21 protein-coding genes are annotated in these 17,608 nt (G+C 25.1%); 17 read left to right on the top strand and 4 right to left on the bottom strand.

From position 1 onward, the window contains the following. The 5 genes from yihA (at nt 1) to BN1711_RS02460 (ending at nt 2,580) form a co-directional block, all read left to right on the top strand. Nucleotides 1-579: a ribosome biogenesis GTP-binding protein YihA/YsxC gene (gene yihA / locus BN1711_RS02445; RefSeq protein ID WP_050606603.1), complete on the top strand. Its 579-nt coding sequence runs from the start codon at nt 1-3 to the stop codon at nt 577-579. 20 nt (nt 580-599) lie between these two features. Next, nucleotides 600-1,340 (top strand): CPBP family intramembrane glutamic endopeptidase, encoded by a 741-nt coding sequence (locus tag BN1711_RS02450; RefSeq protein ID WP_050606604.1) that lies wholly within the window; start codon nt 600-602, stop codon nt 1,338-1,340. 107 nt (nt 1,341-1,447) lie between these two features. Then, complete coding sequence (locus BN1711_RS12170) at nt 1,448-1,897, top strand: hypothetical protein (RefSeq protein WP_082174044.1); 450 nt, start codon at nt 1,448-1,450, stop codon at nt 1,895-1,897. A 40-nt stretch (nt 1,898-1,937) separates the two neighbouring features. Next, complete coding sequence (locus tag BN1711_RS02455) at nt 1,938-2,141, top strand: hypothetical protein (RefSeq protein ID WP_050606605.1); 204 nt, start codon at nt 1,938-1,940, stop codon at nt 2,139-2,141. 49 nt (nt 2,142-2,190) lie between these two features. Beyond that, nucleotides 2,191-2,580: a hypothetical protein gene (locus tag BN1711_RS02460; protein WP_050606606.1), complete on the top strand. Its 390-nt coding sequence runs from the start codon at nt 2,191-2,193 to the stop codon at nt 2,578-2,580. A 40-nt stretch (nt 2,581-2,620) separates the two neighbouring features. Here the strand turns inward: BN1711_RS02460 and BN1711_RS02465 are convergent, their stop codons facing one another. Continuing rightward, entirely contained in the window at nt 2,621-3,037 is a 417-nt protein-coding gene (locus BN1711_RS02465; RefSeq protein ID WP_050606607.1) for a bactofilin family protein, read from the bottom strand. A 567-nt stretch (nt 3,038-3,604) separates the two neighbouring features. Beyond that, nucleotides 3,605-4,543: a hypothetical protein gene (locus BN1711_RS02470; protein WP_050606608.1), complete on the bottom strand. Its 939-nt coding sequence runs from the start codon at nt 4,541-4,543 to the stop codon at nt 3,605-3,607. A 95-nt stretch (nt 4,544-4,638) separates the two neighbouring features. On the opposite strand from BN1711_RS02470, the gene BN1711_RS02475 reads away from it, so the two are divergent. After that, nucleotides 4,639-5,880, top strand: coding sequence for an ABC transporter substrate-binding protein (locus BN1711_RS02475; protein ID WP_050606609.1), 1,242 nt, complete (start codon nt 4,639-4,641; stop codon nt 5,878-5,880). A 42-nt stretch (nt 5,881-5,922) separates the two neighbouring features. On the opposite strand, the gene perR is transcribed toward BN1711_RS02475, so the two are convergent. Next, nucleotides 5,923-6,345, bottom strand: coding sequence for a transcriptional regulator PerR (gene perR / locus BN1711_RS02480; RefSeq protein WP_050606610.1), 423 nt, complete (start codon nt 6,343-6,345; stop codon nt 5,923-5,925). A 186-nt stretch (nt 6,346-6,531) separates the two neighbouring features. Between perR and BN1711_RS02485 the strand changes: the two genes are divergently transcribed. The 5 genes from BN1711_RS02485 to BN1711_RS02505 all read left to right on the top strand — a co-directional run bounded on the left by BN1711_RS02485 (nt 6,532) and on the right by BN1711_RS02505 (nt 11,363). After that, on the top strand, nt 6,532-7,146 hold the full coding sequence (locus BN1711_RS02485) for a hypothetical protein (protein ID WP_050606611.1): 615 nt from the start codon (nt 6,532-6,534) through the stop codon (nt 7,144-7,146). Between the two features lie 299 nt (nt 7,147-7,445). Continuing rightward, entirely contained in the window at nt 7,446-8,003 is a 558-nt protein-coding gene (locus tag BN1711_RS02490; protein WP_050606612.1) for a 50S ribosomal protein L25, read from the top strand. 148 nt (nt 8,004-8,151) lie between these two features. Next, nucleotides 8,152-8,403, top strand: a complete 252-nt coding sequence (locus BN1711_RS02495; protein WP_050606613.1) for a hypothetical protein — start codon at nt 8,152-8,154, stop codon at nt 8,401-8,403. Between the two features lie 214 nt (nt 8,404-8,617). Continuing rightward, nucleotides 8,618-9,163: an NADH peroxidase gene (locus BN1711_RS02500; RefSeq protein WP_050606614.1), complete on the top strand. Its 546-nt coding sequence runs from the start codon at nt 8,618-8,620 to the stop codon at nt 9,161-9,163. Nucleotides 9,164-9,356: 193 nt separating this feature from the next. Next, a complete protein-coding gene (locus tag BN1711_RS02505; protein WP_050606615.1) occupies nt 9,357-11,363 on the top strand; it encodes a methyl-accepting chemotaxis protein in 2,007 nt (668 codons plus the stop codon). 27 nt (nt 11,364-11,390) lie between these two features. Here the strand turns inward: BN1711_RS02505 and BN1711_RS02510 are convergent, their stop codons facing one another. Further along, on the bottom strand, nt 11,391-12,173 hold the full coding sequence (locus tag BN1711_RS02510; protein ID WP_050606616.1) for a glycerophosphodiester phosphodiesterase: 783 nt from the start codon (nt 12,171-12,173) through the stop codon (nt 11,391-11,393). Nucleotides 12,174-12,272: 99 nt separating this feature from the next. Here BN1711_RS02510 and BN1711_RS02515 point away from each other — a divergent pair, with 99 nt between their 5' ends. The 6 genes from BN1711_RS02515 (at nt 12,273) to BN1711_RS02535 (ending at nt 17,545) form a co-directional block, all read left to right on the top strand. After that, a complete protein-coding gene (locus BN1711_RS02515) occupies nt 12,273-12,638 on the top strand; it encodes a zinc-ribbon domain-containing protein (RefSeq protein WP_050606617.1) in 366 nt (121 codons plus the stop codon). Between the two features lie 94 nt (nt 12,639-12,732). Beyond that, on the top strand, nt 12,733-13,494 hold the full coding sequence (gene lgt, locus BN1711_RS02520; protein ID WP_050606618.1) for a prolipoprotein diacylglyceryl transferase: 762 nt from the start codon (nt 12,733-12,735) through the stop codon (nt 13,492-13,494). Between the two features lie 105 nt (nt 13,495-13,599). Continuing rightward, nucleotides 13,600-13,758 (top strand): small, acid-soluble spore protein, alpha/beta type, encoded by a 159-nt coding sequence (locus tag BN1711_RS12175; protein WP_082174045.1) that lies wholly within the window; start codon nt 13,600-13,602, stop codon nt 13,756-13,758. 129 nt (nt 13,759-13,887) lie between these two features. After that, nucleotides 13,888-14,784, top strand: coding sequence for an HD domain-containing protein (locus BN1711_RS02525; protein ID WP_050606619.1), 897 nt, complete (start codon nt 13,888-13,890; stop codon nt 14,782-14,784). A gap of 137 nt (nt 14,785-14,921) precedes the next feature. Then, a complete protein-coding gene (locus BN1711_RS02530) occupies nt 14,922-16,214 on the top strand; it encodes an NCS2 family permease (protein WP_050606620.1) in 1,293 nt (430 codons plus the stop codon). Nucleotides 16,215-16,561: 347 nt separating this feature from the next. Then, nucleotides 16,562-17,545, top strand: coding sequence for a 3D domain-containing protein (locus tag BN1711_RS02535; RefSeq protein WP_050606621.1), 984 nt, complete (start codon nt 16,562-16,564; stop codon nt 17,543-17,545). Nucleotides 17,546-17,608: the final 63 nt, after the last annotated feature.

Below are 17,608 nucleotides of genomic sequence, written 5' to 3' on the forward strand. Positions count from 1 at the left end.
ATGGAAATAAAAAAAGCTGAGTTTATAATATCAGCAGTAAAAAGACATCAATATCCTACAGATGATAGACCGGAAATTGCATTTGTAGGCAGATCAAATGTAGGAAAATCTTCTTTAATAAATTCCTTAACTAATAGAAGAAAGTTAGTTAAGGTTAGTGGTACTCCAGGTAAGACTAGACAAATTAACTTTTTTTTAATAAATGAAAATATGTATTTTGTAGATTTACCTGGATACGGTTATGCTAAGGTTTCTAAAAAAGAAAAGGAAAACTGGGGATATATAATGGAACAATATTTAGTAAATAGAGAACCTCTGAAAAGGATAGTTCTTTTGGTAGATAGTAGGCATAAACCTACTAGGGATGACATAGATATGTATAACTGGATAAAATATTATAATTATGAGGTTATGGTAGTAGGAACTAAATTAGATAAGCTTAAAAGAAATGAAATAAATAAAAATAAGAAGATTATAAGAGATACTTTAAAAATGGACAAAGATGAAGAATTATTATTCTTCTCATCTCTTACTAAAGAGGGAAAAGAGCAAGTTTTAAATAGTGTACTATGTTATTAATTGGGAAGAGGATTTAACTTATGAATATAACTAATGGAATAAAAAATATATTAGTTTATTTAATCGTATATTTACCTCCTATTATATTGTTTTTAAAGTTGAGAAATAAAAAATCAAACATATTTTTTAAAATTATTATATCTATTTTATATATTGTTTTATCAATATTTACTCAGAATTTACTTCCATTTATCTTTACAGTTATAGATATAATATATTTAAGAAAAAATTATTTTGAGGGTAATTATTTTGGTGAAAATATGTTTTGTAATGATTATCTCCATTATAAATTTAATGGAGATGATTTTAACTTAGTTAAAGCTATTAAATATTCTATTTTTTCATTATTTTCAAGTATTATTATAATGCTTATTTTTCAATTATTATTTTCTATGCTTAAACTAAAGTTAAAACAACAAGAAGTGGTTACATGGATGTATAATATGCCATTAAATAAATTTTTAATTGTAATACCTGTAGCGGTTATATTTGCTCCGCTAGTAGAAGAGTTTATATTTAGATGGCTTATATTTGAAAAAATATTTAAGAGTAGATTAGGGATAATACTAGCTGCAGTATTTAGCAGTGTACTCTTTGGAGTAATACATTATAATTTAAGAGCTTTTCCTATACTTATATGGATGGGAATATTTAATTGTTATCTTATTCATAAGAAGGGGTTTTGGTATTCAGTATTTAATCATTTTATGTTTAATTTTACTAATATATCTATAATGTTTTTGGATAAGTTTATGACTTAAGCAAGATTTTTAATCTTGCTTTTATTTTTTTTGTGTCAAAAAACATTTAATAGAATACTATATATTAAGACAAAAGATAACAAGTTAATTTGAGAGGAGGATGTAAAGTGGATTTTAATAATATAGCTAGTTTAATGAGTGGTTTTTCTAATGAAAAAGGTGGAGGAATGCCTGGATATCCACCAATGTACGGCTGGGGCGGAGGCTGCAGTTGGATTATAATATTAATAATATTATTCTGTTGTTGTGGTGGAAGAGGAGGATTTGGAGGTTTCGGTTGCGACAATAATTGTTGTTGTGACCCATGTTGTTGCTGTTGTTACAGGAAGAAACGTCACCATAGAAGACATCATCGTCATTATTGCTGTGACCCATGTTGTTGCTGCGATCCTTGCTATGATGATTGCGGTAATAGCTCTTCTTGTGATTGCTCATGCTTAATCATAATCTTATTAATAGTATGTTGTTTCTGTAAACAACAACCTTGCTATTTTCCACCAATGCCAAGAGCTGCTGGTTCAAATGTTGTAAATGTGGAAGCAAGAGATGAAAATTAATATACAATAAAAACCAAAGCCCACGAAAGGGGGGTTTAACATGTCGAAATGTAAATGTAGATGTAAAAGAAGAAAAAGAAGATCTGGCAATGGTTTAATAATATTAATATTAATATTACTACAATTTGGTGGTTGTTGCCGATGTAGTGGACAGAATCAAAGCTTTTGCGGAGTAGACAATAGTATACTATTTATAATAGCATTATATTATCTAAGCTGCTGTGGAGATTTCTTGTTATATTGATAAGTGGGGGCTTTAAGCCCTCCTTATTATTAATATGTGGGGGTGTATTATGTCTAAACATAAAAGGAAACGTAGAGATAAATATGAAAATAGGTATAGAGATAATCCCAATATTAATGGATTACAAGATTTATTAAATAATGTTGATAAAGATCAAGTTTATAATATACTAAATTCTTTAAATAATATGAGTAATAATAATTCGCAACAACAAAATGATGATGAATATGACGACTACGATTCTTATTATAATAATGATTTTAATCCTAATAATTATAATGAAAATAATAATTTTAATCCTAATAATCTTAAAAATGCTAATGGGGATTATACATTACAATTTTTAAATTCTTTAAGACCTATTATACATCCAAGTAAATCAGGATTATTAAATAAAATAATACAAATATATACATTAAGTAAATTAATGAAATTTTAAAATGTATAATTTATAGAAAGATATAATCTTTCTATTTTTTTTAATGATGTTTAATTATAGAGTTTACTACATTATTCTTTGAAACAATATCAATTTTATCGTATAAATTATTTTTTATATTCATAGAGCAAAATCCATTTATACAGGATCCCTTCATTATTATAATATTTTTTATAGATAGATTACCTTCTATATTACTACAAGATTGCAGTATTAATAAATTATTGCATGTGATATTTCCTTTAACTTTTCCATTTATTATTGCATTATTAGAATATATGTTACCATGACAGCATCCTGATTCAGATAAGATTACTTTATTTTTTGAATAAATATTTCCCCTTACAAAACCATTAATTTTAATTATTTTATTGGATTTTAAATTTCCATGTATAGAGCAGTTTTTTGATATAAAGGTTTCGCTTGAATTTTTAAGTAGTTTTTTCATATTAAACATTAGTACCCCCCTAATTTAAGCATTATCGTTATTATAATTATATATATGATTAATAATTAATATAATGTTACAATATTATATTAATATTCATGTTATACCAAAATTTTATATGGTTATTATGATATAAGATAAAAGAATAATAAAGGGAAATAAGTAAAGTTTTTAAGATTTCGTATTTAGTAAAAATGTTAATTATGTTTAAGTATATAGAAATTACAATAGGTTAATTTGAGGGGAAACATAACAAATAACTAACTTAGATGGTAATATAGTATTTAAGGTTTATGTAGATGAATTGGGGGATATAAAAATCCATTTTAGGGTTTCTATGAGATACCGAAGTTATATCTTCAGATAAGTTAAGATATGAAACAGTAAAAGATATAAAAGGTTTAAATTAAAATTATAATTTATAAAAAAAATTACTAATTACTGAATATTTTTATAAAATAGGGAAATCATATAAATGTAGCTCGGAGATAAAATCTCCCTGATAAGCATCGAATAATATCGATGCAAGAACCCCCCATCCCCCTTGGGACCGTTATTTTCGGTCCCTTTTATTTTTTAATTTAAATTTATAGAATATATTTTAAATTTATAAGGATCATTCTCATCTTTTTTATTATACATTAATAATAAATCTATATTATAATTTTTAACATTATTATCATTATTCTTACAACTTCCTTTAAAATTTAGTGACCATTTAATTTCAAGTGTATCACCTTTATCGTTATTTTTTATATCCTTAAAGGAGGCATCTTCAAATGTATATATATTATTATCTTTTACTAAATTTCCTATAACTGCTACATCTCTATTATCTATACTTGGCATAAATATATCTTTAGGCTTATCTTCTTCTCCTTCAGGCAAGCTTTTTATATAATTTATAAAAGATAAGACAGTATTACTTCCCATAAATCCTTCTTCAAAATTATAATTAAATCTTTGTAATTTATCTTCCATAAATATAAATGAATCAAAGCATATAGTATTATCTGCTATATTTCCACATATAACTTTTGGAGTTTTATTATTATTATAATCCATGAATCCTAGAATATTATTGTTAGATACATGTATATTTTTAAATTTTTTGTCTTGCCAATGATATATATATTGTACAGGCATATTATATTGAGAACATTGAATAAATATTTCTGGTGTTTTATCCCTATTTATATCTACAAATCTAACATTGATAGGCCAATATCCATTATACATTCCTAAAAAATTTTCATTATCTTTGTTTTTTAAAGTAAATTTATCTTTTTTACTTTTTATAGTTACCATATATTTATTATCCACATTGTTGATATTCATGGTATCTTCTTTTCCGTCACCGGTTAAATCCTTTTGTATAGTTTTATTTGGTGTTAATAAATTAAATGTAGTTATATTTTTATGTTTTATAGTGGTAGTTAGTGCTGTTGTTGTTAATATTATAAGTATTAAAGAAAAAATTAATTTTTTTCTTAGAAAAATTACCCTTATTTTCATATACTTCACCTCTAATTAATTATATGAAGGTATTATATATTTAATTAATTTGTATAAAATAAAATTAAGAAATTATTTATAGGAGGTGAGTATTATTGAAATTTAAAAGATATATTTCTATTATTTTAATACTTATATTTATGTTTAGTTTTTCTAGTTGTAAAAAACAAGAAAAAAATAATTCTAAAAAAGAATTAAATATTTATATAGATATAAAAGATAATAATTCTTTAAATGTATTAAAGATGATATTAGATGATTATAAAAAGAATAATCCTGATTTAAAATTAAATGTAAGTAACGCCTTTGCAGGAAAGGTTGAAGAAAATTTATCAAAGCAAGAGGATATAGATATAATATTTACTTCTAGAAATAAAATGATAAAGTTATCTGAAAAAGGTTTATTAGATAATATGGATTTTAATTATGAAAAATACAAATTAAATGAAAACTATTATAATATAGTAAATGGGTATGGTAGATTTAAGGATAAATATTATGGTATTCCTTTAATTCCTTATACAGTAGAATTTTTATATAATGAAAAAGCACTTAAGGATTTAGGAATAGAAGAGCCTAAAAACATAATGGATGTTAAGGAGGTATTTACTAAATTAAATACATCTTCTAAAAAAATTCCAGTTATGCTTCCAGAGGATTTAGATATTAATACTTTAATGTTTTCAATAATAGCTAATAATAAAGTAAATGCTATGGAGTTAGAAAATATTTACAATAAGGAAAAAGAAAAATATTTACAGCTAGATAATATGCAAGAAGTTTTTAAAATAATTAATGAAAGTGTTAAATCTAATGCTATAAATAAGAACAGTTTTGAGGTAGGAAATGAGGTTACAATAAATAAATTTAATGATGGAGAGATACCATTTTTAATAGCTACATCTTATTATAATTCTAAATTTAAAAGTCCTAATATAAAATCAATAAAAAATCTATATGATATAGATAAATTTAATAATTACACACCCGTATTAGTAAATTGTATTATGACTATTTCATCTAAGAGTACTAATCAAAAGGAAGTTTATAGGTTTCTAAAATTTATATTAGATGATAAGACATCTAATAAAATTTTAGAAAAAGGTTTATTGTCAAATAATAAAAAAATAAATGATTCTAAACAAAAACAGTTGTCAGAAATAAATAAAAATACTTTAAAAAGTATAAAAAAATCCAATGAGAATAGTATATTTTTTGTATATAATATAGATGATAAATTCAAGAGTTTAATATCAAGTAAAGTAGATGAAATATTATCAGGTAAATACACTGGAAATGAGTGGAGAGATATTGTAGATGATTTTTCAAATAAATAGCACTTAAATTAATTTAAAATTAATTTAAGTGCTTAATAATTACTATTCCTTAGAATTATTTTTGCAATCACTACAAATACCATAAAAATAAATTTTATTTGAAAGTATATCATAGTCTGTATAATCTTGTGCTTTGTTATTTAAATTATCAAATAAAATTCCTTCTATGTCATCTACTTTACCACAATTAATGCATTGTATATGAGGATGTGAAGCAATATTAGCATCATATCTAAAATTACCTTCACCTACATTTAGTTCTTGTACTAAATTTACCTCTACTAATGTTTTGAGTGCTTTATAAACTGTTGCTAAACTCATAGTAGGATAATTAGGTTGCAAAGCTTTATATATGATCTCCGCAGAAGGATGAGCCTTAGTAGATTGAAGGTACTTATATACTGCTATACGTTGAGGAGTAAGTTTTAAATTTTTTTCTCTAAAAGTACTAGTTATAGTATTCATTATTCACCATCCTTTACAAACTAATTAACTATAATATTATATTATAATAAAAATATTTATCTGTCAAAAATTATTATTTTCAAATAAATACTATAAATAATTAAAAACAACACTATAGTATTTTACCACACTTTTTAATTAAGGTTTAGAAAATATTATAAAATTATAAAGGAGGGGTAAAATATAATGACTAAAATATTAACAGAAGGAATTATGTCAGCTTTAGCAATAATAGTAGGAGCTATAATTGGAGGAATTTGGAGTTCTTGTATAACTAAAAAAGCTACATTAAAGAATGAAGAAATTCAAAAGAGTATATTGAGAGAAAATAGAAAAGATGATAGAAGATATAATATTATAAAAATAAAAGAAAGTGCAGCAATTATAAGGCTGGATTTATGTACAGCTATATTTCAAAGTATAAGAAGTATAAAAGGTATAAAAGATAATGAGGAATATTATCCTTCGTACATACCTATAAACAAAAATTATTCCAGAGATATAGCTATATTAACAACTCAATTTGATTTAAAGGAGATAAGTTATATTAGTCAATTATATGGAAGAATAGAAAAAATAAATCATGATGTGAAAAATTTAAATTATAATGATATGTATGAATGGAAAAATATACTTATTGATTATGAACTTTTATTGAAAAAAATATATAATAACAATTTTAATGAAATATTAAAATTAGATATTGATAGATGTTCTTATAAAGATTTAATAGATAATTCTTTTATAAAGGAAGGATATAAAAAGGTTCTTTTAAAATTAGAAATTATTATAGATAAATAATAAGATAGTTTTATTATATGATTTTTAATCTATAAAATAAGTAATTAAAAAATAGGTATATTAAAATATAATAAATAAATTTTAATATACCTATTAAATATAAAGTAAATGATTAAAAAACTATTGACAATATAAACAAACTGTTACAATATATTAAATTTATGGTAAATATTATCATAAAATTATTGAAGTAAATTGACTTTAATCTATACTTATATATAATGATTATATTTAACTTATATTTTATATGAAAATCTTATTATTAAATTTTACATATTTTATAGATTGGAGGAATTGTTATGGGTAAGTTTTTACTTGAAGGCAGTGTTAGAAATGAGAAGGCTAAAAAATGTAGAAGGTTAGATTTTGTGCCAGGAATAATATATGGTTCAGAGATTAAAGAAGCAATACCAGTTAAGTTTGATAAACCTGATTTTATAAAATATATAAATAAATATGGATCCAGTTCAAGTTTATGGATAAGAGTTGGTAATGAAGAGGAATATGTATTAATGAAACAAATACAAAGAGATATTGTAACTAATGAAATAATTCATGTGGACATGCAGGCGGTTTCAAAAAATGAAGTTATAAAACATATTATACCATTAGTTTTTAATGGAAGGGAACAACTTGAGCATAAAGGCTATCTATTACAAACTTTTAATACAGAAATTGAATTAGTAGGAAAGGTTGGCGCACTTCCAGAAGTTATAAATATAGATGTATCTGATAAAAAACCAGGAGATACTATAAGTATATCTGATATAAAATTAGATAATGAAATTAGGGTAAATAATGAACTAAATGAAGTAGTTGCAACTATTTCATACAATTCTAATAATAAAGCTATATAAATGTAGAAATATTATAATTCTATACTATAAAAGTAATTATAATAAACTCTTTAATTTATTTTGTGAAATATTATTTATGTTTTATATAAATGATTCGTAAAATAAATTAGAGAGTTTATTTATTTTAAATAAAGATGGGGGGAAGTTTATGAAATATAAAATAGGACAAAAAATAAAATTCACTAATAGTTTCACTATCAACGCATCTAAGGGAAAAAAATTCAGGGTGTGTCCTGGCGATGAAGCTATGATAGTAAGGAAAATAGACAATACTATAGCGGAAGTAGTTTACACAAAAGGTCAAGCTAAAGGGATGAGTCAAAACCTAGATATAGAAGTAGATGATGAACTGGATGAGGATGGAATAGCAAAAAAAATAATGCAAGAATTGTATAAATAAAGATAGTCTGATAATTTACAGACTATTTTTTTTATAAATATTATATTTAAAGGAGGTTAATTAACTTATATGTAGAAAATTAACATATAAAAAAATATTATCTAATAAATTAAAAAAATACTTGATAATTTATAATAATTATTATATAATAGTAATTGTTCAAGGGAATTAAATTTTTTAATATAAATATTTATTTAAGAGGAGGAATTTTAATATGAAAAAATTTGTATGTTTAATATGTGGATATATTCATGAAGGAGAGGAAGCTCCAGCAAAATGCCCTCAATGTGGAGCACCAAAGGAAAAATTCTCAGAAAAAGTAGAAGGAGAAATGACTTGGGCAGATGAGCATAAAGTAGGTATAGCAAAAGATATAGATAAGGAAGTTATGGAAGGATTAAGAGCTAATTTTACAGGCGAGTGTACTGAGGTTGGAATGTACTTAGCTATGAGTCGTCAAGCTGATAGAGAGGGATTCCCAGAGATTGCAGAAGCCTATAAGAGAATAGCTTTTGAAGAAGCAGAACATGCTGCTAAATTTGCAGAATTGCTTGGTGAAGTTGTAACAGATAGTACAAAGAAAAATTTACAAATGAGAGTAGATGCAGAACATGGTGCATGTCAAGGTAAGAAGGATTTAGCAACATTAGCTAAAAAATTAAATTATGATGCTATACATGATACAGTTCATGAAATGGCTAAAGATGAAGCAAGACATGGATCAGCTTTTAGAGGACTATTAAACAGATACTTTAAATAAAATTATATATAATATTTATAATTATAAAGATAAACACTATTAAAAATAATTTAATAGTGTTTATCTTTTTGTTTTAAGCTATGCATCATAAATTTTATAATTTAATAAATCGTAAGAAAAGGGTGTATATTATTGAAAATAATACGAAAATAAACTTATATGGTAATTTAACCTATATAGAGGGGGCGGTATTTTGAAGAGTATAAAAACTAAACTTACATTAATCATTTCTATGTTATGCATATTTAGTGTTGTTTTATGTTCATCATTAACATATTATTTTTCTTATAATACTGTAATGAACGAATCATCTCAAAAAATAAGTATGGCATCTGAAAAGTATGGTGATATTATAGAAGGGTGGTTAAAAGCTAAGGCAAAACTTATTGATTCTATGGTAGTAGATCTTGAATTTAATGATAAATATGATGACAAAATTGTATATGATTATTTTCAATCTCAGTTAAAGTCAAATAAAGATATAGTAGGTATGTATATTGGTTTTCAAGATAAAAAATTTATATCTGGTAATGGGTGGGTAGCTACAGAAGATTATGATTGCACTCAAAGAGATTGGTATAAGGAAGCCACTCAAAAGGATAGGGTTATATATTCATCACCTTATATAGATAAAAAATTTAATACATTAGTTATAACCATAGCTAAGCCTGTTAAGAAGGATGGCAAAATTATAGGTGTTGTAGGTATGGATGTAGTGGTGGATTATTTAACAAAATTAATTAAAAAAGCTACTCCGGTGAAAAACAGTTATGGATTTTTATTAGACAAAAATAATAATTTTATTGTTCATCCAAATAAAAGTTTCCAACCTACAAGTGAAAAGTCTTACAATATGGAGAAGGTTTTAAATGGAAAGCTTAAAAAGGTAGTTAAATTAAACTCAAAAGGCGGAAATGTTGAAAGATTAAATGATTATGATAATATAGAAAAGATTTTTACACGGGTTATAATACCTTCTAGTAATTGGTCAGTAGGTTTTGTTATACCTGTTAGTGAATTTAAAAAACCGTTAAATAAGATTATAATATCATTTATTGTTGTTTGCATAATATCATTAATAATTTCTATAATAGCTTCACTAAGATCTAGCAGTAGGATCTCTAAACCAATTTTAAAAACAGCAGATATTATAAACAAAACAAAGGAATTAGATTTAAGCTATAATAATAACTATGAAGATATAATAAATAATAATGATGAGATTGGGTTAATGGCCAAGGCCACACTAGATTTAAGGGAAAAACTTAGAAATATTGTAGAAAGTTTAAAACAATCTTCGGAAAATGTTTTAAATAATTCAAAAGGATTAGATATGTCAACTGGGGAAATGCTTAGATTTATAGAAACAATATCAGAAACAGTAGATGGACTTGCTAAGGGTTCTGTAGATCAAGCTAAAAATGCTGAAAATGGGGCAGAAAAATTAAATAGTTTAGCAGATGAAATCAAAGTTACTAATAATAGTGCAAATCTAGTAGAAAAATATTCATTACAAACTAAGAAAGCGAGTGAAATAGGTATACTTTCTATAGAGAATACTATAAATAAATTTTACAAAAGTAATGAAGTAAATGAAAAGCTGAGTAATAATGTTAACTTATTAGCTGATAGATCTGGTTCTGTTGGAGAAATAGTAAATTCTATAGAAGCGATAGCAGAACAAACTAATTTATTAGCATTAAATGCAGCTATAGAAGCTGCAAGAGCAGGAGAAGCAGGAAGAGGATTTGCAGTAGTAGCTGAGGAAATAAGAAAATTATCAGAAGAAACATCTTTATCTACAAAAGAAATATCAAGCATAGTAGAAGAGATACAATCAGAAATAAATAATACAAAAGAAAATATGGATTTATCTGAAAAAGTTGTAGAAGAAGTAAATGAAGCTATGGGAAGTTCTAAAAAAGCATTTGATGATATAACAAAATCTATAAGAGAGATATTAGAACAAATAAGATTATTAGTAAACAATGTATCCAAGGTTGATAATGATAAAGAGCAAGTATTATATTCTATACAAGAAATGTCTGCCATAGCTGAAGAATCTGCAGCATCTACAGAGGAAGTAAGCGCTTCAGTACAAGAGCAGACTACCTCTATGGAGAATATATCTCAAGCTGCAGAAGAACTAAAAGATGTAACCATTAAATTAGATAAACTAATAAATAATTTTAAGATCTAATTTGTAATATAAAAAGGAGTGTTATGTTTAAGGCACTTCTTTTTTTATAGGCTTAATTAATTTATATATTAAATTAAAAGGATATCTTTTTAATTTATTTAAATATTGAGGGGTATTAGTTATTATTCCATCAATATTATTTTTATATAGGTACCACATTTCAGATGGATTATCTATTGTAAAAGCGAATATTTGCATATCATTTTTATGAATATCCTCTATATATTTTTTGGAAAGAAGTTTTACATAATTTAAATCTGCACATAATACGTTTCCATTTAAATTTTTTAATAATTTTATAGGTTCATCTTGTAAAAAGAAAAATAATAATCCAGTCTTTATATTACTATTTAAATTTTTAACTTTTAATATAGATTTAGGATTAAAGGAGGTTATTAATGAGTGATTTTCATAGTTATAATTAGCTATTATGTCTAAAACCTTTTTTTCTATATTAGGGTGGGATTGTTTGATTTCTATATCTAATAAAATATTATGTTTAATAACTAAATCCATTACTTCTTCTAAAGTAGGTATAGTTGTATTCTTAAATTTTTCGGAGAAGTAGCTACCTGCATCTAATTTTTTTAATTCTTTTAATGTAAAATTTTTTACAAGACCTGAACCGTTTGTGGTTCTATTTAAACTATCATCATGTATTACTACTACTTTTTCATCTTTAGTGAGATGAACGTCTAACTCTATTCCATTGCATTTTAATTCAATAGCTTTTTTAAAAGCTGGTATTGTATTTTCTGGAGCTAAGGAACTAGCACCTCTATGAGCTATGTTTAAAGGAAATTTTCTCATATAACACCTCACACAGAATTATTTATTACTATATTATTATATTTTGAATTTGTACATTAAATTACTATAAACATAATATAAAGTAAGAGGTGGTTTCTTATGAATAATAATTTTACAATAGATAAAATAAAAAATTCTATAGAAAAGGGTGGTAATGTTTTTAAGAAGAAATCTCAAAATCTATTGGAAATATCAAAGATGTCTGTTAAAATAAATTCTTTAGAAAATAATATGAATGAATATTATAAAAGAATAGGAAAAAAAGTGTATAAAAATTTTAAAGATGGAGAGAAAATAGATAAGAATTACATTAAATATTGTAAAAAAATAGAAAAACTGAAAAGTGAAATATATTCATTAAGGGAGGAAGTGTTAAAAAATAAAGATAGGAAATTATGTAAGGTTTGTAATGAAGAAATAGAGAAAGATTCAGAGTTTTGTAGTTATTGTGGTAGTAAACAATAAAATAATAGTAATTTACAAATTAATTATAGTAATTATAATTCAATAGAGGTATAATTTTATACAGTTATAATTAATTATAGGATAAGGTGATAATATGAATCCAGTAGCATTTTATATAGGAAATTTTGCTATTAGATGGTATGGAATAATAATATCTATAGGAGCAGTTCTAGGAGTACTTTTAGCCTCTAACAGTTGTAATGTTAGAAATGTTAGTTATGATAAATTTATAGATCTTGTTTTAGTAGTATTTCCTTTAGCGGTTATAGGAGCTAGATTATATTATGTGATTTTTGAGTTCGATAGTTATAGAGATAATCTCATAAATATACTTAATATAAGACAGGGTGGATTAGCTATCCATGGAGGAATAATATTTGGAGTTTTAGCAGCATATATATACTTAAAACATATAAAAGAAAGATTTTTTAAATATGCCGATATTACTGCTCCTTCAATTATATTAGGTCAAGCCATTGGAAGATGGGGTAACTTTTTTAATGGAGAAGCTCATGGAGGCCCTGTTAGCTATGAATTCATAAGTAAGTTTCCTAAATTCATTCAAAATGGAATGCTTATAGATGGAACCTACTATCATCCTACTTTTTTATATGAATCTATATGGAATTTTATGGTTCTTATTATTCTTCTTGTTTTGCTAAGGAAAACAGATAAAGAAGGAATAGTTTTTATGGCATATATAGGTTTGTATTCTGTAGGAAGATTTTTTATTGAGGGATTAAGAACAGATAGTTTATATTTTAGAAATATAAGAATGGCACAATTAGTAAGTGTGGTTTGTATAATAATATCAATAATATCAATTTTGGTATTAGCTAAAAGAAAAACAAATTAAAATATTTTTTATGTGTTATTAAATCAAAATATTTTTATATAATTTGTATATTTATTTATATATGAGGAAAACCATATATAAAGATATTTTTATGGAGGTTTAATTATGGCACATAAGAATAATAAAAATAGTAAAAACAATAAAAAGGCATCACAAAAAACTAAAAAGGAATTGGCGGAAATGAAAATAGAAACTGCTAATGAGATAGGAACTGCTAATGAATCTAAAAAATTAGGGAAAAATAAAAAAAGAGTAAATAAATAATTTAAGAGTATGGAGCATAAATTTTTAATCTAATTTTAAAATAACTATATAATTTATAAAGGTAATATAATTTGAATATTACCTTTATTTTTCATGAGTTTTAAAATATTGAAAGGCAAGGTAGGGTTTATGAAAGAATGTTATGTGCAGGATATGAGTTTCGGAAATATGATAGAATCTAAATTTATGGTGTTTAAAAAGTTATATAAACAAGGTAATACTTTAGTAGCATTTATTGGAGATAAGACTGGTGATTTTAAAGTAAGCATTGAGGATGAGGAAAGTATTTTAGAAAAAGGTAGTGTTATAAATTGTAAATTTGTTTTTAATAACTTATCTGAGATAATTGAATTTAAAAAAGTTCATGATTTTAATTTAGAGGATTATTTACCTTCTATAGATCGACCTATAGAAGAAATAATGGAGGAAATAAAAGATATATCAAAAGAAGAATTTAAGAGTGATGAATGTATAGCATTAAATAATTATTTTTTTAATGACGAAGAATTTCTAAAACAATTTAAGCAGGGTATAGGTGGAGTGAGTCAACATCATAATTATATAGGTGGATTAGCTGAACATACATTAAATGTAATGTATATAGCGAAGACATTAAGCTATAGATATAATGCTAATAATAAGGAAATAGCTATATTAGCAGCTAAACTTCATGATATAGGTAAGGTTTATGAATTAGATAGTAATGGACCATTTTCTTATACCTTAATGGGAGAAATGGAAGGTCATATAGTCATAGGAGTAGAAATGCTTAATAAGGCTTTTGACTTTAATGAAAAGTTGTATAGTGAGGATTTTAAACAAAGAATGAAAGCATGTATAATTCAACATCATGGGAAAGTTGAATATGGATCACCTAGGCCACCAAAATTAGAAGAAGCATATATAGTTCACTACGCTGATTATATAGATGCAAATATGAATAAAATAAACATAGTAAAAAAGGGTGTAGAAAAAAATACTTGGTCTCAATATGATAGAAGAATAGAAGGTAGATTATATATATAACATAGTGTAAAATTCATAATGACACAAAATATAAAAATCAAATCAAATTAAATGTTCGTATTTTCTATTGACTTTAGAATATGTATTTGATACTATTTATTAGTGTCGAAAAACAACAAAATTAGAGGGTGAAATACATGGAAAATTATTTTAAGTTAAAAGAAAATAGAACAAATGTTAAAACTGAAGTTTTAGCAGGTATAACTACATTTATGACTATGGCCTATATACTTGTAGTAAATCCAAGTATATTATCTCAAGCAGGTATGGATTTTGGAGCAGTTTTTACAGCTACAGCTCTTTCAGCGTTTGTAGCTACTATGCTAATGGGAGTGTATGCTAAATTACCCTTCGCTCAAGCTCCAGGTATGGGGTTAAATGCATTTTTTGCTTTTACAATAGTAAAACAAATGGGATATAGCTGGGAATTTGCATTAACTGCTGTATTTTTAGAAGGAATAATATTTATTTTATTAACAGCTTTTAATGTTCGTGAAGCAATAGTAAATTCTATACCAAGCAATATAAAAAAATCAATATCAGTGGGTATAGGTCTTCTTATAGCTTTTATAGGACTTGATAATGCTCAAATAATAGTTCATCCTAAAGATGGAGGAACTATAGTAGCACTAGGAAATATAACTAGTGGATGTGCACTACTTGCAATTATAGGTATACTTATTACAGGAATCTTATTAGCTAAAAACGTGAGGGGATCTCTTTTAATAGGAATAGTAGCCACTACTATAATAGGAATTCCAATGGGCATAACAAAAGTTCCTCAAGCTTTTATTAGCATGCCACCTTCTATAAATCCTATATTTTTAAAATTTGAGTGGCATAATATATTTACTCCTAATATGCTTATAGCATTATTTACATTACTATTTATGGATATGTTTGATACTGTAGGAACATTAGTAGGTGTTGCTACTAAGGCTAATATGATAGATAAAGACGGAAATGTACCAAGAGCTAAGCAGGCATTATTTTCAGATGCGATAGGAACTACATTAGGAGCTTGTTTAGGAACTAGTACTGTTAGTACTTTTGTAGAAAGTGCATCAGGAGTAGCAGAAGGTGGTAGAACAGGTTTAACAGCAGTATCTACAGCAGTTATGTTTTTTATAGCATTATTCTTATCACCACTTTTCATAATGATACCTGCACCAGCTACAGCCCCATCTTTAGTATTAGTTGGATTATTTATGATGTCACCAATTAAAGAGATAGAATTGGAAGATTATACTGAGGCTATACCAGCATTTTTAACTATAATCATGATGCCATTATCTTATAGCATATCTGATGGTATAGTATTTGGAGTAGTATCTTATATAATTATAAAGGTTTTAACAGGTAAGATTAAAGATGTAAGTTTAACTACATTTATTGTAGGAATATTATTTGTATTAAAGTTTTTTATATAATATAAAAATTACTTTTTATTAAAATGTAAGTATTATAAATGTGAAAATAAAAAATAAGGGTAAATAGAGAAATTTCTATTTATCCTTTTTTTTATAGAAGTTTGAGATTTTAATGTTTAAACAAAGTATTTTATCATAAAATAATGAAATTAAGTTAATTATTTTCAATAATATGATAATAAAAAAGTTGTAGAATTATGGACTAAATTATGGAATTATATATTATAGTAGTTTTTTATCTTCAGTAAATATGATATAATAATTACTTAATTGATATAAACATAAATTTAATAGATGAAGCATATACTAAATTCTATATTTATAACTAAGTTATAGGAGGGGATAAGTTGAATAGAAGAGTGTTATCGTTTATTGTAATGCTTACAATAACTTTAGGGGTAAGCAGTAATGCTTTAGCTGTATCAAATGAATTAGAGAAAACTAGAGCTCAAAAGAAAGAAGTACAACTAAAAGTTGAAAATATGGATAAAGAAATTGACAGAGTAATAAATAAAATTAATGAAAATAAACAACTTATGAATAAAATGAACCAACAGATTAAGGATACAGAAAATAAATTAAATGAAACACAAAATAATGTAAAAGGCAAAGAAGAGTTATTTGGAAAAAGAGTTAGAGCTATGTATATAGATGGGGAATATAGTTATCTACATATAATATTAGATTCTAAAAATTTAAGTGATTTTGTCACTAGAGTAGATACAGTTTCAAGAATAATGAAATTTGATAAAAATGTTATTGCTAAGTTAAAGGCAGAAAAAGAAGCTGTAGAAAAGCAAAAAGAAAACTTAGTCAATGAGAACAATAATTTAGCATCTTTAAAGAAGAAAAATGAGGATACCTTACTAGCTGTAAATAGAAAGGTATCAGAAGAAAAGAGAGTACTTAGTAAAATAACGGAAAAGGAAAACCAATTAGTAGCTAGTGAAGAAGAAAAAAATAGAAAAGCTAAAGAAATTGCAGCTAATAATGTTAAAAGTGTTCCTAAAGGGGAACCCTTATCTCGTGGAGGATCGCAACCTATTTCTAGCTCAAAGGTTTTAGTAATGGAAGCTACTGCTTATTCAGGTGATAGTATTACTGCAGGTGGACATAAACCGGTGAGAAATCCTAATGGATATAGTACTATAGCGGTAGATCCTAGGGTAATACCTTTTGGAACTAAGGTTTACGTTGAAGGTTATGGATACGCTATAGCTGACGATATTGGAGGACGTATTAAAGGTAACATAATAGATGTATTTTTAACATCAGAAGCAGAATGTAATAGTTGGGGAAGAAGAAATGTCAAAGTTCATATTCTAGGTTAGAAAATATTTAATATTATAAAATCACATCCTATAGAATAGTTGAGTAGAAACATCTAATCTATA

Origin of the sequence: Clostridium niameyense (genome assembly GCF_001243045.1) — a bacterium.
Taxonomy (GTDB): Bacteria; Bacillota; Clostridia; order Clostridiales; family Clostridiaceae; genus Clostridium_F; species Clostridium_F niameyense.

What these genes read in the sequence shown, in the direction of transcription:
- yihA (WP_050606603.1), top strand. Translation starts at nt 1, where the DNA reads ATGGAAATAAAAAAAGCTGAGTTTATAATATCAGCAGTAAAAAGACAT.
- BN1711_RS02450 (WP_050606604.1), top strand. Translation starts at nt 600, where the DNA reads ATGAATATAACTAATGGAATAAAAAATATATTAGTTTATTTAATCGTA.
- BN1711_RS02455 (WP_050606605.1), top strand. Translation starts at nt 1,938, where the DNA reads ATGTCGAAATGTAAATGTAGATGTAAAAGAAGAAAAAGAAGATCTGGC.
- BN1711_RS02460 (WP_050606606.1), top strand. Translation starts at nt 2,191, where the DNA reads ATGTCTAAACATAAAAGGAAACGTAGAGATAAATATGAAAATAGGTAT.
- BN1711_RS02465 (WP_050606607.1), bottom strand. Translation starts at nt 3,037, where the DNA reads ATGTTTAATATGAAAAAACTACTTAAAAATTCAAGCGAAACCTTTATA.
- BN1711_RS02470 (WP_050606608.1), bottom strand. Translation starts at nt 4,543, where the DNA reads ATGAAAATAAGGGTAATTTTTCTAAGAAAAAAATTAATTTTTTCTTTA.
- perR (WP_050606610.1), bottom strand. Translation starts at nt 6,345, where the DNA reads ATGAATACTATAACTAGTACTTTTAGAGAAAAAAATTTAAAACTTACT.
- BN1711_RS02485 (WP_050606611.1), top strand. Translation starts at nt 6,532, where the DNA reads ATGACTAAAATATTAACAGAAGGAATTATGTCAGCTTTAGCAATAATA.
- BN1711_RS02490 (WP_050606612.1), top strand. Translation starts at nt 7,446, where the DNA reads ATGGGTAAGTTTTTACTTGAAGGCAGTGTTAGAAATGAGAAGGCTAAA.
- BN1711_RS02495 (WP_050606613.1), top strand. Translation starts at nt 8,152, where the DNA reads ATGAAATATAAAATAGGACAAAAAATAAAATTCACTAATAGTTTCACT.
- BN1711_RS02500 (WP_050606614.1), top strand. Translation starts at nt 8,618, where the DNA reads ATGAAAAAATTTGTATGTTTAATATGTGGATATATTCATGAAGGAGAG.
- BN1711_RS02510 (WP_050606616.1), bottom strand. Translation starts at nt 12,173, where the DNA reads ATGAGAAAATTTCCTTTAAACATAGCTCATAGAGGTGCTAGTTCCTTA.
- BN1711_RS02515 (WP_050606617.1), top strand. Translation starts at nt 12,273, where the DNA reads ATGAATAATAATTTTACAATAGATAAAATAAAAAATTCTATAGAAAAG.
- lgt (WP_050606618.1), top strand. Translation starts at nt 12,733, where the DNA reads ATGAATCCAGTAGCATTTTATATAGGAAATTTTGCTATTAGATGGTAT.
- BN1711_RS12175 (WP_082174045.1), top strand. Translation starts at nt 13,600, where the DNA reads ATGGCACATAAGAATAATAAAAATAGTAAAAACAATAAAAAGGCATCA.
- BN1711_RS02525 (WP_050606619.1), top strand. Translation starts at nt 13,888, where the DNA reads ATGAAAGAATGTTATGTGCAGGATATGAGTTTCGGAAATATGATAGAA.
- BN1711_RS02530 (WP_050606620.1), top strand. Translation starts at nt 14,922, where the DNA reads ATGGAAAATTATTTTAAGTTAAAAGAAAATAGAACAAATGTTAAAACT.